We start from the raw sequence: 14,351 nt of genomic DNA, 5'->3' as shown, positions 1-14,351 counted from the left end.
GGAAAGCGTCCCGCGCCAGGGATGGCGCGGGCCGAGCGTGTCAGGGATGACGGCTTTTGCGTCTTTCCGATCTGACTGTGTTCCCTGCGCAGGCTCGCTCTGACAGCGAGTCGGACCAGATTTTGTCAATACTCTCAGACCGGCGGCGGCGCCGGTCTTATTAACCTGAACGCCGCAACAGCCAGATAAAGTAAGGCGCGCCTAAAAACGTCGCCATCAGCCCGGCTGGGATCTGATCCGGAAAGGCCAGCATCCGCCCGCACCAGTCCGCCAGCACCATCAACCCCGCTCCCAGCAATCCTGACAGCACCATCTGCGGCAGAGCCCGCCGGAAGCCCAGCATCCGCGCCATATGCGGAGCCATCAGCCCGACAAAGCTCAGCGGACCGATAGTCAGCGTCGCGCTGGCGGTCAGCGCGGCCGCCAGCAGCAGCAGACTCAGCCGCACCGGTGTTAATGCGATGCCGGCCGAGCGCGCGGTGACACTGCCCAGCGGCAGCAGGGTCAGCCAGCGACTGGCGAGCGGTGCCAGCGCGACCAGCACCAGCGCGCAGAGCGCGCTCTGCATCGCCTGACGGCCGCTGATGTTATAGGTCGAGCCGGAGATCCAGCTCAGCAGGTCGCCCATGCGCGGATCGCCACTGGCCAGCAGCAGCATCAGCAGCGTGACAAAGGCGCTGTTCAGCGCCATACCTGCCAGCAGCATCCGCTCCGGCGAGAATCCCCCCCGGCTGGCGACCAGCATAATCACCAGCAGCGTCAGCGCCGCCCCCAGCGCACCGGCAGGCAGCAGCCACGCCAGTGCATCCCCCGGCACGAGAAACATCATGACGACCACACCACAGGCGGCACCGGAACTGATGCCCAGCACTTCCGGGCTGGCCATCGGATTGCCGGTCAGCCGCTGGATCAGGCTGCCCGCCACGCCCAGCATCAGGCCGGTCACCAGCGCAGCCAGCACCCGCGGCGCACGCCACGGCAGCAGTGAATGCAGCATCTCCCCCGCTGACCAGCTCCAGCCCTGCGCATCCCGTCCCCCGGCCAGGCCGACCCAGGCCAGCAGGGCCAGCACGGCGATGCCGATCAGCGCCCAGCGCAGCAGGTTCTGCCGCTCGGCGGGCACGTTGTCACCCTGATTCAGGGCGGGCGGCACGGAGCCGGTTCGCAGACGCGGCAGCAGCCACAGCAGGATGGGCACGCCCAGCAGCGCGGTGGCTGTACCGGTCGGAATATCACGCCAGTGCGTGCTAAGCCACAGCACGCCGCTGTCCGCCAGCCAGAGCAGCAGCGCGCCCGTCAGGGGAGCCAGCACCATCCGGGTGATCAGACGTCGTCCCCCCAGCAGCTTCGCCAGCAGAGGAGCGAACAGCCCGATAAAACCGATGACCCCGGCCACATTCACCAGCTGGGCGCTGAGCAGGATGGCCAGCGCAAGGCCGCCAATGCGCGCCACAGAGAGCGCGAGGCCCAGATTCTTCGCCACACTATCATCCAGCCCCATCAGCGTCAGCGGACGCAGCAGCGCCAGGGCCAGCACAAAGGCCAGCAGCAGGCGCGGCCAGAGTTGCTGCACATTGTCCCAGCTCATCTGATTCAGTGCGCCGGTGCTCCACAGAAACATGTTCTGCAGCTGATCGTGATTGAAGATAGCGAAGATTTGATTGACCGAGCCGCTGTAGAGACTCAGCACCAGGCCGGCCAGAATCAGCGTGACCGGCGACAGACGCTTGCCCCAGGCCACACCCAGCACCAGCGCCCCCACCAGCACCGCGCCGCTGAGCGCGGCAAACTGCTGGGTCAGCGCGCCGCCGGGCAGATGCCAGAGCGTCGCCACGGTGATCCCAAGCTGCGCCCCGGACGAGACGCCCAGCGTGGTCGGCTCCGCCAGCGGATTGCGCAGGATCTGCTGAAACAGCAGACCGGCCAGCCCCAGTCCGGCACCGACCAGCAGCGCCAGTACGGTGCGCGGCAGCAGGCTGTAGTGAAACACCATCTGCGACAGGTTATCGGCAGCCGGTGACCAGAGCGCCTGCGCCCAGTCGGCGGGCGGCAGGACCTGTTGCAGATTGACCAGCGTCAGGCTGAGCGCCAGCAGAAACAGCAGGCTAAGCAGCAGGAGAGGAAACAGGGCATGGCGCATCATTGCGTCTCCAGCGCACGTTCCAGCACGCGAACAAAGTGCAGCGCCGAGAGCGTCGCACCGTAATACCAGACCGCCGGAACGCGCTGAAAACGTCCGGCGCGCACAAACGGCAGCGACTGCCACAGCGGACTGCGCATCAGCTGTGCCATATCGGCATCGTTGTCATGATCGAAGCAGATTGCCTGCACATCCCCGGCCTGCGCCAGCTGTTCGATGCCAACCACCGCGCTGCCCCAGAAGTTGGTTTCGCCCTGCCAGCCATTTTTCAGGCCCAGCAGCGTCATCACTTCCAGAAACAGACTGTTTTTGCCGAAGGTGATGGCATGACGGCTGTCGAGCAGCGACATCAGCAGGAGGGTGCGTCCGGCATAGGGTGCCAGACGCTGCCGCGCTGCCGCCAGCTGAGCGTCGACCTCGCGCAGATGCTGCTCCGCCCGCTCGCTGACCCCAAGCCGCGCAGCCAGCTGGCGCAGCGATGCCCGGGCGGCGGTCAGGGGTTTGCCGTCGCCGCTTTGCAGGTCAAAGCCCATGATCGGCGCGATGCGCATCAGTTTTTCTTTCGAAGGGCCGTAGCCGTTGGAGCAGAGGATCAGCGACGGCTGCATCTGTACCATCAGCTCAAGATTGGGTTCCGTGCGCAGACCGACATCCGTCACGCCCGCCGGCAGCGGCGGCTCCCCGACCCAGATGTTGTAGTTATGCAGATCGGCCACGCCGTAAGGTGTGATACCCAGCGCCATCAGCAATTCGGTGGGTAACCACTCCAGCGCGATAATCCGGCCAGGGTTCGGCGTCGCGGCACGCAGGGGAAGCGCACAAAAGAGTGGCGAGGCCGCCAGTGCCAGCATCAGGCGGCGGCGAGAAAGATCGGGCATCATCCTTTCCTTAACAGACAAAACTGACCGGTGCGCCACCCTGCGGGTGCGGTAAAATCCCCATCGGGATGCCGTAAATTGCACCCAGCACCTCAGCCTGCATAATGGCCTCTGCGTCACCTTCGGCAATCATCGTTCCCTGACGCAGCGCCACCAGATGATCGCAATAGCGTGCTGCCATATTGATATCATGCAGTACCGCAATCACGGTTAAGCCGCGCTGCTGACTGAGGTTTTTGATCAGCGCCAGCACCTCAACCTGATGAGCAATATCCAGCGCCGAGGTGGGTTCATCGAGCAGCAGGCAGCGGCTGTTCTGCGCCACCATCATGGCCAGCCAGGCGCGCTGGCGTTCACCGCCCGACAGGCTGTCCACCAGCCGACCGGCAAAGGGTTTAAGCCCCACCTGCGTAATCGCATCCTCCACCCGGTCGCGATCTTCCTGACCAAAGCGGCCCAGCGCGCCGTGCCAGGGATAGCGGCCAATCGCCACCAGCTCACGAACCGTCATGCCTTCGGCTGCCGGTAACTGCTGCGGCAGATAGGCGACCTGACGGGCAAAGGCTTTACTGTTCCAGCGCCCGACCGGCTGCTGATTCAGACGAACCTCGCCGTGGCTGGCACCATGATGACGACCCAGCATTTTCAACAGCGTCGACTTACCTGAACCGTTGTGACCAATCAGCGCAGTCATTTTGCCTGGTGGAAAAGTCAGTGAAAGTGGCTGGAGGAGGGTTCGGCCCGGGACCTCAAAGCTGGCGTTATCCAGCGTAAAGGTGGCCTCTTCTGCGTGCGGATACGGCATGATAATCCCTGTGAACGGGCGCCGCAGCGCCCGGTTAAATCAGAATCTGAAGGTGGCGGTACCGACAATCTGGCGCTCTGCACCCCAGTAGCAGGCGTATTCACGGTAGCAACTGGCGACATACTCGCGGTTGAACAGGTTGTTGACGTTAACGCCCACCGACGAGCCTGGCAATCCGAAACGGCCCAGATCATATTTCAGCGCCGCATCCACCGTGGTGTAACCGGCAACCTTAAAGTTCTGGTTCTGCTCAGAGCCAGTGCTGTAAAGCCCCTGACTTTCGCCCACATACCGTACCCCAGCGCCGAGCGTCACACCTGACAGCGCGGTTTCGTGGAAGGTGTAGTCGCTCCAGAGTGAGGCCATATGCTTCGGCACCTGCACCGGCGTTTTGCCTTTCAGCAGGGTGTCTTCGGTATATTCCGCATCGGTGTAGGTATAAGAGGCGGTCAGGTTGACGTTGGCATTCAGCGCCGCTTTGGCTTCCAGCTCAACACCGCGCGAACGGATCTCACCGCTCTGCACGCTGGCAAATGGATGATTCTGCGTATCCGGATCGGCAGTCAGGTTTTTGGTTTTGGTCAGCTGATACAGCGCAGCGGTGAGCACTACCGGACGATCTTTCGGCACATACTTCACGCCCGCTTCATACTGCTTAGCGCGTGACGGATCAAAGGCTTCGCCATCATAAGTGGCACCCGCATTCGGAATAAAGGCTTCGCTGTAGCTGAAGTAAGGCGCGATACCGTTATCAAAGACATAGTTCAGACCACCCCGCCAGGTGAAGGCCTGGTCGTTCTGGCGATCAACAGTGTCGGTGACCCGGTTATATACCGAATTCATGGCGTAGTCGTAGCGGCCACCCAGCGTCAGCACCCAGCGGTTCCACTCCATCTGATCCTGAGCATAGAGACCTGTCTGGCGCTGCTTGTTAAGGTGCTGATAAGGATCGGCAAATGGCGTCACGCTGTCATCGCCATACTGCGGATTAACGGCGTTCAGGCTGGAGGCAGAGCCAAACTGGGCGTCGATATCGTTGCGGGTACGCTGGAAATCCACACCCAGCAGCAGCGTATGATCCACCAGGCCGGTGGCAAATTTCGCCTGCGCCTGCGTATCCACGGCAAACTGATTCAGCTTCTCGCTGGAGGCTGCTGACCCACGGGTGATCTCCTGCGTCGCGGCGTTGAAACCATTGCCATAAATACTGCGGTAGTCGGTGCGCAGATCGGCGTAGCGCAGGTTCTGACGCAGCGTCCAGGTGTCGTCGACGCTGTGCTCAGCGCTGTAGCCCACCATTTTGGTGGTGCGGGAGATCTTGTTGCTCTGCTCGCCTTCATCGAAGTTGGTCGGCAGCTTATATTCACGGCCATCCGCGCGGGTGATCGGCACGATCGTGCCCTGCCGCGGCAGCCAGCCGTAATAGCCGGTTTCCGGCTCGTTCTGGAAATAGGTCAGCAGGTCAACACGGGTCCGCTCATCGGGACGCCAGCTGAATGCGGGCGCGATGGTGTAGCGCTTCTCTTTGTTCATCGCCTGCTGCGCATCCTGACTGCGCGCCTGCCCGGTCAGTCGATAGCTGTATACACCGTCATCATCCAGCGCGCCGCCAAAATCAAAGCCGGTGGAGAAGAGATTGTCGTTACCCATCTGGAACTGGACTTCACGCAGGGTCTCCTGCGTCGGACGCTTACTCACCAGCGCGACCACGCCGCCAGGGTTACTTTTGCCGTAGAGCACCGACACCGGACCGCGCAGCAGCTCGGCGCGCTCCAGGAAGTAAGGGGCGAGGGCAAACTCCGAGTAGTTATCCCCCTGCAGTTTCAGGCCATCCAGATACTGGTTGGTGTTGGTTTCGCTGAAGCCGCGGATCGACAACGCATCAATCACGTCTGAGCTGCCCCGGTTGCCGGTCAGCACGCCAGGCGTGTAGTTAAACGCCCCTTTGACGCTGGTCACGTTGCGCATCTCCATCTCTTCGCGGGTCACCACGGAGACGGACTGCGGATTTTTTTCGATTGGGGTATCGGTTTTGGTGCCGGTAGCGCTGCGCTTCGCGGCGATCGTCGGCGCCGGGCCCCAGGGGCTTTCGGCTTCGACCCCACTGCCGCCTTCTGCCGAGACGACCATCGTCTCCGTCTGCGCGGCATACAGCGAGGTGCTCAGGCTGAGCGAGATCATGACGCCCAGAAGCGGTCGGGAAAATGTTTTTTTGGTGTTGTCGGCAAAACGCGTTCGCGCATTCATAAAAGTGTCTCTTAAAATAGGCTCAGGCGAGCGAATCGAAACGATAATGATTATTATAACGGATTAGATAATATGCGAACTGCAGCGGGCACTGCAAGAACAAATCCCAGCGTTGACGCCGTTTGCGGGGCGATTGAAGAGTAATAAAAGACCACAAAAAAAGGGCGCCGAAGCGCCCTTTTCGACCCATCTGGCCGATTTATTTGCCAAACATATCTTTTATCCACCCTGCTACGCCGTCGCTCTCTTTCTGCTCCTGCGGTTGCTGGGTCGGCTGCTGCTGTTGCTGCTGTTGCTGCTGCTGATCGAACAGCTGTTGCTGCTGCTGAACCTGCTGCTGCTGTTGCTGACACAGCGCATTCGGATCCAGCGCCCAGACCGGCAGCGCGCGCCAGGTACTGCTGCCCGTGCCGCAGACAAAGTTACCGGCAGAGTCGATGTTCATCAGCGAGACATCTTCCGGCGGCGTCAGCTGCAGCGGCATCGGTGCCTGATTATCGAGGTAGCGACGGTAGATCTGCATCGCACCGCTGGCACCGTAGAGTTTGGTCGGCTGGTTGTTGTCGCGTCCCACCCAGGTGATCGCCACTTCTTTGCCATCAATACCGGCAAACCAGCTGTCGATCAGATCGTTGGTGGTCCCGGTTTTCCCGGCCAGATGCGCATTCGGGAAACGTGCGCCCAGCGCACGGGCGGTGCCGTGATCGGCGACCTGCTGCAGGGTATAGAGCGTCAGATAGGCGGCCTGAGCCGGTTCCACGCGCTGCGCCTGCGGATAGCTCTGATAGAGCACGCTGCCATCTTCGGCGATCACCGACCGCACCGCCGAGAGCTCAGCGCGGTTACCGCCGCTGGCAATCGACTGGAACGCCTGCGCCACTTCAACCGGCGTCAGGTTCAGTGCACCCAGCAGCATGGCTGGTACCGGATTGAGCTGATCCTTCGCCACGCCCAGCTTCGTCCAGGTGTCCACCACCGCATCAAGCCCCAGCGTCATACCGAGGTTCACCGTCGGCACGTTCATGGAGTTGGTGAGCGCATCCACCAGCATCACTTTGCCGCTGAAGCGACGATCGTCGTTCATCGGTTTCCAGAGGCTGCCGTTGGGCTGCTTCAGCGCAATCGGCTCATCGGCGATCCAGCTGTTGAGGCGGTAGCTGTTAGGCTGACTCAGCGCGGTCAGATAGGTCGCCGGCTTCGCCAGTGAGCCAATCGAACGGCGCGCCTGCAGCGCACGGTTGTACCCGGCGTACTGCGGATCGGCACCGCCGACCATGGCGCGCACTTCGCCACTGAAACGGTCAACCACCACCATCGCCGTTTCCAGATCCTTCAGGCCGCGCTGTTTTTTCAGCGTCGGAATCCCGTCAACCACCGCTTTTTCCGCCGCATCCTGCGACACCGGGTCCAGCGTGGTGAAGATTTTCACCCCGGAGAGATCTTTGATCTTATCACCCAGTTTCGCCTGCAGTTCGTTACGCACCATCTGCATAAAGGCAGGCTGTGGCGTGATCACGCCCCCTTTCGGCTGCACGCCCAGCGGACGCGCCGACAGCATGTCATACAGCTCCTGATCGATCACCTTCTGCTGCTGCAGCAGACGCAGCACCAGGTTGCGTCGCTCCAGCGCCAGTTTCGGGTTGCGCCATGGGTTGTAGAGCGAGGCACCTTTTACCATGCCGACCAGCATCGCCTGCTGATCCAGACTCAGCTCATCGACCGGACGGCCAAAGTAGTAGAGGCTTGCCAGCGGGAAACCGCGGATCTGATCGCTGCCCGCCTGGCCGAGATAGACCTCGTTCAGGTAGAGCTCCAGGATGCGGTCTTTGCTGTAGCGTGCATCCATGATCACCGCCATATAGGCTTCACGCGCTTTTCGCCACAGCGAACGCTCGTTGGTGAGGAACAGGTTCTTCACCAGCTGCTGCGTCAGCGTACTGCCGCCCTGCACCGCTTTGCCGGCGGTGATGTTCGCCAGGAAGGCACGGCCAATCGAGTAAGGGCTGATGCCGTCATGCTCATAGAAATGGCGATCTTCGGTGGCAATCAGCGTATCGACCAGCAGATCCGGGAAACCGGCGCGGGGCACGAAGAGTCGCTGTTCGCCATTTGGCGACTGCAGCATGGTGATCAGCCGGGGATCGAGGCGGAAGAAGCCAAAATCGCGACCGGTTTCGAGGTTTTTAATCTCGCTCAGCTCATCCTTGCTGAAGCTCATGCGTGCATGGATCTGCCCCTCTTTACTGTCGGGGAAATCAAACGGACGACGCAGCAGCTCAATCGTGTTGCCCTTCACCGAAAACTCGCCGGGACGGGTAATGCGCGACACTTCGCGATACTGGGTGCCTTCCAGCAGGGCGACCATTTCACTTTTGTTGTAGGCCATGCCCGGTTCCAGGCTGACCATGCGGCCATAGACGGTGGCAGGCAGTTGCCACACTTTACCGTCGATACGGCTGCGAATTTCCGAGTCGAGGTAGATGCCCCACGCGGCCATAACCACCACAAACACCAGGAACAGTTTAATTACCCATCCCAGCCAACGGCGTTTGCCGCGCGGCGGTTTTCCACCTTTACCTTTACGTGGCACCGGCGCTTCCTCCTCGTCATCATTAAAATCGTCCTGGTCGATATCCTGTTCGATATCCCTGCGTCGTCCCCGCCCCGCACTGCTGCGCGGCGGCAACGCTTTACCTTTGCGCCCTATTGGTTCGCGATCGTTCCCAGACATTACTTTTCTTCTCCAGGCAGTGCTTACGGCAGCGCCGCTACTCTAACTGCTTTCTCGCATAACGCATGGCAGAACCCTCTGAATTCGATCCAGTGGACTCAACCCTGCGGGGACATTTTTTTGGTTCGCCTTGTTGGCAAGGCGGTAGCCGGATCGTCGGGCCAGAGGTGTTTCGGATACCGTCCCTTCATCTCTTTCCTGACCTCCGGCCAGGCACCGCGCCAGAATGCCGCCAGATCGCGGGTGATCTGCAATGGCCGCTGGGCGGGCGATAACAGCTCCAGCACCAGCGGAATGCGGCCTTCCGCTACGGTGGGGTTCTGCGCTTCACCAAACATCTCCTGAATCCGTACCGCCAGCGCGGGCGGCTTCTCCGCATCGTAGCGAATCGGCAGCCGGCTTCCGGTCGGCACAGTGTAATGAGTTGGCAGCGCACTATCCAGCCGCTGACGTTGTGACCATGTGAGTAAATGTAAGAGTGCGGAGGTCAGGTTTACCGCCTGCAGGCTGCGGAGATCGCGCACCGTGGTCATCTGCGGCAGCAGCCACTCCGGCAGACGTTCAAGCAGTGCCGCATCATCGACACCAGGCCAGCCCTCTTCCGGCAGCCACTGCGCCGCACACTGGATACGCACCCGCAGCTGCTCTGCTTCTGGCGTCCAGCCGAGCACGGACAGCCCCTTTTCCGCAATCCAGCGCAGCATCGCCGCGTGCAGCACCGCCGGTTCCGGCTTTGCCATCGGCTGCGTCCGGAGTATCAGTGCGCCAATCTGCTCACGCTTCAGGGCGCGCAGCGTGCCCTTCTCTTCATCCCACTCAACCTCGGTGCGGCGTTCAACCAGGGCGGGCCGCTGCTGGCACAGCGCCTCAATGTCGACCGGCAGAGCCAGCAGCATCCGGGCATCCGGCGCGGCGCTGCTCTGTAACAGGGCAGGCGCGATCAGCCATTCATGACGCGTCAGGCCATCCTGCTCATCCAGCCGGGCCCCCAGCCCGTTGGCGAGCTGATAGCGGCCGCTCTGGTCGCGTCGCCGCGCCAGCCGATCGCCAAACCCCACCGCCAGCAAGCCAGCGAAACGATCCTCATCGACCCTCCCGCCGCGTACCTTCAGTCGCTGCTGCCACTGCTGCGCCCGCCGCTGCCACTGAGCCTGAGGCCGGTGCAGCGCATCGCGCAGATCGGCGCTGCCGCTGCGGGGTGGCTCTTCCAGAATCGCCACCAGCAGTGCGGCGCTGGCAACCGCATCCGCCTCGTCGCCCGCCGCACAGAGCATCGCCGCCAGGCGCGGATCGCTGCCCAGCTGTGCCATGCGCCGCCCCAGGGTATTCAGCAGGCCATGGTCATCCAGTGCCCCCAGACGGGTTAACTGCTGCCGGGCCGCCGCCAGGTTTTTCACCGGCGGCTGATCCAGCCACTGCAGCTGTTGCGGCTGGGTGCAGCCCCACTGCAGCAGATCCAGCCACAGCGAGGAGAGATCGCTGTTCATGATCTCCGGCTCGCTCTGCGCGGCCGCGCGGGCGGCCTGCTCCTGCGGCAGTAAATGCAGGCAGATCCCCGGCATCAGACGCCCGGCGCGGCCTGCACGCTGGATCATAGACGCCTGGCTGATGCGCTGGGTCTGCAGACGCGTCACGCCACTGCGGGCATCGAACAGGGCGCTGCGTTCCAGTGCGCTGTCGACCACCAGCCGGATCCCCTCAATGGTCAGACTGGTTTCGGCAATATTGGTGGCGAGCACCACTTTGCGGCGTTCGGCCGCGGCGGGCTGGATTGCCCGGCGCTGTGCCGCCAGCGGCAGCGCACCGTAGAGCGGCGTCAGATCCACGTCGTCGCTGATGCGCGCCTCCAGTTCACGCTTCACCCGTTCGATCTCCGCCACGCCCGGCAGAAACAGCAGCAGCGAACCGCTCTCCTCCCGCAGCAGCTGGGCGACTTCACGCGCTACCGCCTCTTCGAAACGCACCGTCTGGTTCAGCGACGCATAACGCCGCTCCACCGGAAAGCTGCGTCCTTCTGAGACGATCAGCGGGGCGTCGGGCAGCAGCGCCGCCAGCCGGGCATTGTCCAGCGTGGCGGACATCAGCAGGATTCTGAGGTCATCGCGCAGCCCCTGCTGCACATCAAGCAGCAGCGCCAGCGCCAGATCGGCCTGCAGGCTGCGCTCGTGAAACTCATCCAGGATCACCAGCGACACGCCCTCCAGCATCGGGTCGTGCTGAAGCATGCGCGTCAGCATGCCTTCGGTCACCACTTCCAGTCGCGTCTCTGGCCCGACGCAGCTTTCGCCGCGCATGCGGAATCCTACCGTCGCCCCCGGCTGCTCGTCGAGCTGCTCCGCCAGCCGTTGCGCTACGTTGCGCGCCGCCAGCCGCCGTGGCTCCAGCATAATGATTCGTCCCGGCAGTGCCGCCTGCTGTAACAGCTGCAGCGGCAGCCAGGTCGATTTGCCTGCCCCCGTCGGTGCGGCCAGCAGGATTTGAGGGGCGTGGTTCAGCGCCGCCAGAATGTCAGGCAGCACCGCGCTGACCGGTAAATCGCTCACAGCAAACTCCGCTTCTGCCTGTGCTAAGATGGCGCGCATTGTAGCATCCATCCGTGATATTTGCCGGAGAGCGCCATGGCGACACAACGCTTATTTTTTGCCATCAGCCTGCCTGACGCGATGCAGCAACAGCTGGTGCGCTGGCGGGCCGACACCTTTCCTGCGGAGGCGGGCCAGCCGGTGGCCGCCGCCAGTCTGCACCTGACACTGGCGTTTCTCGGCGAGGTCGCGCCGGAGACCTCCCGGCGCCTGCAGACGCTGGCATCGCGCATTGATCAGCCCGGCTTCGATCTCGAGCTGGATGATGCCGGACACTGGCCCCGCCCCGGGGTGGTCTGGCTCGGCTGCCAGCGCGCCCCACGCGGTCTGTTACAGCTCGCCAGCCTGCTGCGGGCCCAGGCTGCCCGGCACGGCTGCCACCAGAGCCCGCAGCCGTTTCATCCGCACATCACGCTGTTACGCCAGGCGACACAGCCCGTGGCGCTGCCACCGCGCGGCTTTCACTGGCGTTTTCATGTCCCGGCGTTTTCGCTGTTTGCCTCGGAGTACAGCCGGGGCCGTACCCGTTATCGCACCCTGGCCAGCTGGCCGTTACGCTCTCAGGATCCCCATGCACTTCTCTCCTCCTCTTAAGCCCGCCCGCCTGATCGCCCGCTACAAGCGCTTCCTGGCCGATGTCGTGACGCCCGAGGGCGAGCAGCTGACGATTCACTGCGCCAACACCGGCGCCATGACCGGCTGCGCCACCCCAGGCGATCGGGTCTGGTACTCCACCTCCGGCAGCCTGACGCGCAAATACCCGCACAGCTGGGAGCTGACCGAGACGCAGGCGGGAGAGTGGATCTGCGTCAATACGCTGCGCGCGAATCAACTGGTAGCCGAAGCGCTGGAGCAGAACCGGATAGCGGAACTGACCGGTTATGCCCAGCGTCAGGCGGAAGTCAGATATGGCAGTGAAAAAAGCAGAATTGATTTCCTGCTCAGAGCAGAGGGCCGACGCAACTGCTATATTGAGGTGAAATCCGTAACCCTTTTACATGAAGGTAAAGGTTATTTTCCGGATGCGGTGACGATTCGAGGACAGAAACACCTGCGCGAACTGGCCACGGTTGCGGCAGAGGGTCATCGGGCCGTTTTGTTGTTTGCCGTTCTGCACTCGGGGATTGAGGACGTTTCCCCGGCACGCCACATTGATGCGGCGTATGCAGAACAACTGGCTCAGGCGCAGCGAGAGGGTGTAGAGGTTTTCGCGTATCAGGCAGACTTATCTGCGGCGGGAATAGTTCTTAAAACGCCGGTTAACGTAACCTTGTAATATCTTTTGCAATTTTATGTGGTAAGAATGCTCAGAATCGGGGGCCAACTACGCTGTTCCTCACAGGCTTGTCAAGGTGTGTTCACGAAGAATTGCCAACCCTGACTGCTTCTGTTATTTATAGCGGCCTGTTTTTTTCCCCAATGGGGGATCGATGTACCCCGCAGATGTCAAATGCAGGCTGGCAGCAACGCCCCTGCGAGACGCAAGTCGAAGGGTATAGTGCGTGTTATCCAGGAGAAGCAACATGCAAGAAGGTCAAAACCGTAAAACATCGTCCCTGAGTATTCTCGCTATCGCCGGCGTCGAACCTTACCAGGTGAAACCGGGCGAAGAGTATATGAACGACGCGCAGCTGACCCATTTTCGCAAGATTCTGGAAGCCTGGCGTAATCAATTGCGGGACGAAGTCGATCGTACCGTATCGCACATGCAGGATGAAGCTGCTAACTTCCCGGACCCGGTAGACCGTGCCGCGCAGGAAGAGGAGTTCAGCCTGGAGCTGCGTAACCGCGATCGCGAACGTAAACTGATTAAAAAGATCGAGAAGACGCTGAAGAAAGTGGAAGATGACGACTTCGGCTATTGCGATTCCTGTGGCGTAGAGATCGGTATCCGCCGTCTCGAAGCGCGTCCTACCGCCGATCTCTGCATCGACTGTAAGACCTTAGCAGAAATTCGTGAGAAACAAATGGCCGGCTGATGCCGCGTCCAGCCTGTTGCCACGCAGCGGTACACCTGTTGTCCTGTCCGCTGCGTGGTCACTTCTGAAACCTATGTCATCCTCCTGTATCGGTCGCTTCGCCCCCTCTCCTTCTGGTGAACTCCATTTCGGCTCGCTGATTGCTGCGCTGGGCAGTTACCTGAGCGCGCGTGCGCAGAACGGGCTCTGGCGGGTGCGGATTGAAGATATCGACCCGCCACGCGAAGTGCCGGGGGCTGCAGATCGTATCCTGCATCAGCTGACGCACTATGGACTGGCGTGGGATGGTGAGGTGCTGTGGCAGTCGCAGCGTCATGAAGCCTACCGGGAGGCGCTGGCCTGGCTGCAGCAGCATCGTCAGAGCTATTTCTGCACCTGCCCCCGGCGCCGCATTCAGGAGATTGGCGGTTTTTATGATGGCTACTGCCGCGATCGACATCGCGGGCCGGAGAATGCTGCGCTGCGTTTACGTCAGCATGCCCCGGTTTTTGCCTTTGAGGATCGGCTGCGCGGTCACGTTGAGGCGGACAGGGGGCTGGCAGAGGAAGATTTTATTATTCACCGGCGCGACGGGCTGTTTGCCTATAACCTGGCGGTGGTGGTTGACGATCACTTTCAGGGCATAACCGAAGTGGTGCGCGGCGCCGATCTCATTGAGCCGACCGTCCGGCAGATTGCGCTTTATCAGCAGTTCGGCTGGGCGGTGCCCGCCTGGCTGCACCTGCCGCTGGCGCTTAATCACGACGGTAATAAGCTGTCGAAGCAGAATCATGCGCCGTCGCTGCCGGATGGCGACGCCCGGCCGCTGTTAGTGGCGGCGTTGCGCTTTCTCGGACAGCCTGTTTCACCCGGCTGGCAGGACTTAACGCAGGACAAACTGCTGTCTGATGCGGTGTCGCAGTGGAATATCGCTTTGATGCCGCAGGAGAACGCCCTGAAACCGGATGCATAGACAACAGCATTCTCAAACGGTTCTCAACAGGCTATGA

Annotated in this window: 10 protein-coding genes; 4 read left to right on the top strand and 6 right to left on the bottom strand. The window is 61.8% G+C overall.

All coding sequences use genetic code 11. The features are described 5' to 3' along the window. Positions 1-160: 160 nt before the first annotated feature. From fhuB to hrpB, 6 genes are all read right to left on the bottom strand, one after another. Positions 161-2,140: a Fe(3+)-hydroxamate ABC transporter permease FhuB gene (fhuB, locus tag AC1V0D_RS13240; RefSeq protein WP_482907567.1), complete on the bottom strand. Its 1,980-nt coding sequence runs from the start codon at positions 2,138-2,140 to the stop codon at positions 161-163. Next, entirely contained in the window at positions 2,140-3,018 is an 879-nt protein-coding gene (gene fhuD, locus AC1V0D_RS13235) for a Fe(3+)-hydroxamate ABC transporter substrate-binding protein FhuD (RefSeq protein WP_046101254.1), read from the bottom strand. Before fhuD ends, fhuB begins: the two co-directional genes overlap by 1 nt. A 10-nt stretch (positions 3,019-3,028) precedes the next feature. Beyond that, positions 3,029-3,823 carry a Fe3+-hydroxamate ABC transporter ATP-binding protein FhuC gene (gene fhuC / locus AC1V0D_RS13230; RefSeq protein ID WP_009092026.1) on the bottom strand — a complete coding sequence of 265 codons (795 nt, stop codon included), beginning with the start codon at positions 3,821-3,823 and terminating at the stop codon, positions 3,029-3,031. Between the two features lie 39 nt (positions 3,824-3,862). Next, positions 3,863-6,070, bottom strand: coding sequence for a ferrichrome porin FhuA (gene fhuA, locus AC1V0D_RS13225; protein ID WP_482907547.1), 2,208 nt, complete (start codon positions 6,068-6,070; stop codon positions 3,863-3,865). A 199-nt stretch (positions 6,071-6,269) separates the two neighbouring features. Beyond that, a complete protein-coding gene (gene mrcB / locus AC1V0D_RS13220; protein ID WP_009092030.1) occupies positions 6,270-8,801 on the bottom strand; it encodes a bifunctional glycosyl transferase/transpeptidase in 2,532 nt (843 codons plus the stop codon). A gap of 98 nt (positions 8,802-8,899) precedes the next feature. Beyond that, on the bottom strand, positions 8,900-11,383 hold the full coding sequence (hrpB, locus tag AC1V0D_RS13215) for an ATP-dependent helicase HrpB (RefSeq protein WP_482907546.1): 2,484 nt from the start codon (positions 11,381-11,383) through the stop codon (positions 8,900-8,902). A gap of 36 nt (positions 11,384-11,419) precedes the next feature. On the opposite strand from hrpB, the gene thpR reads away from it, so the two are divergent. The 4 genes from thpR to gluQRS all read left to right on the top strand — a co-directional run bounded on the left by thpR (position 11,420) and on the right by gluQRS (position 14,314). Then, positions 11,420-11,977 carry an RNA 2',3'-cyclic phosphodiesterase gene (gene thpR, locus AC1V0D_RS13210; protein ID WP_111208509.1) on the top strand — a complete coding sequence of 186 codons (558 nt, stop codon included), beginning with the start codon at positions 11,420-11,422 and terminating at the stop codon, positions 11,975-11,977. Beyond that, positions 11,955-12,659: a DNA/RNA nuclease SfsA gene (sfsA, locus tag AC1V0D_RS13205; RefSeq protein ID WP_046101248.1), complete on the top strand. Its 705-nt coding sequence runs from the start codon at positions 11,955-11,957 to the stop codon at positions 12,657-12,659. Before thpR ends, sfsA begins: the two co-directional genes overlap by 23 nt. Positions 12,660-12,906: 247 nt before the next feature. After that, complete coding sequence (gene dksA, locus AC1V0D_RS13200; RefSeq protein ID WP_008925615.1) at positions 12,907-13,362, top strand: RNA polymerase-binding protein DksA; 456 nt, start codon at positions 12,907-12,909, stop codon at positions 13,360-13,362. A 73-nt stretch (positions 13,363-13,435) separates the two neighbouring features. Beyond that, positions 13,436-14,314 (top strand): tRNA glutamyl-Q(34) synthetase GluQRS, encoded by an 879-nt coding sequence (gene gluQRS, locus AC1V0D_RS13195; protein ID WP_426607790.1) that lies wholly within the window; start codon positions 13,436-13,438, stop codon positions 14,312-14,314. The last annotated feature ends 37 nt before the right edge of the window (positions 14,315-14,351 follow it).

It is taken from the genome of Pantoea sp. PA1, assembly GCF_056856975.1.
Note: the sequence above shows the minus strand (reverse complement) of the source record. Positions and strands in the feature narration are given on the sequence as shown.

Coding starts and splice junctions, on each gene's coding strand:
- fhuA (WP_482907547.1), bottom strand. CDS start 6,070: ATGAATGCGCGAACGCGTTTTGCCGACAACACCAAAAAAACATTTTCC.
- gluQRS (WP_426607790.1), top strand. CDS start 13,436: ATGTCATCCTCCTGTATCGGTCGCTTCGCCCCCTCTCCTTCTGGTGAA.
- thpR (WP_111208509.1), top strand. CDS start 11,420: ATGGCGACACAACGCTTATTTTTTGCCATCAGCCTGCCTGACGCGATG.
- fhuD (WP_046101254.1), bottom strand. CDS start 3,018: ATGCCCGATCTTTCTCGCCGCCGCCTGATGCTGGCACTGGCGGCCTCG.
- mrcB (WP_009092030.1), bottom strand. CDS start 8,801: ATGTCTGGGAACGATCGCGAACCAATAGGGCGCAAAGGTAAAGCGTTG.
- fhuB (WP_482907567.1), bottom strand. CDS start 2,140: ATGCGCCATGCCCTGTTTCCTCTCCTGCTGCTTAGCCTGCTGTTTCTG.
- fhuC (WP_009092026.1), bottom strand. CDS start 3,823: ATGCCGTATCCGCACGCAGAAGAGGCCACCTTTACGCTGGATAACGCC.
- hrpB (WP_482907546.1), bottom strand. CDS start 11,383: ATGCGCGCCATCTTAGCACAGGCAGAAGCGGAGTTTGCTGTGAGCGAT.
- sfsA (WP_046101248.1), top strand. CDS start 11,955: ATGCACTTCTCTCCTCCTCTTAAGCCCGCCCGCCTGATCGCCCGCTAC.
- dksA (WP_008925615.1), top strand. CDS start 12,907: ATGCAAGAAGGTCAAAACCGTAAAACATCGTCCCTGAGTATTCTCGCT.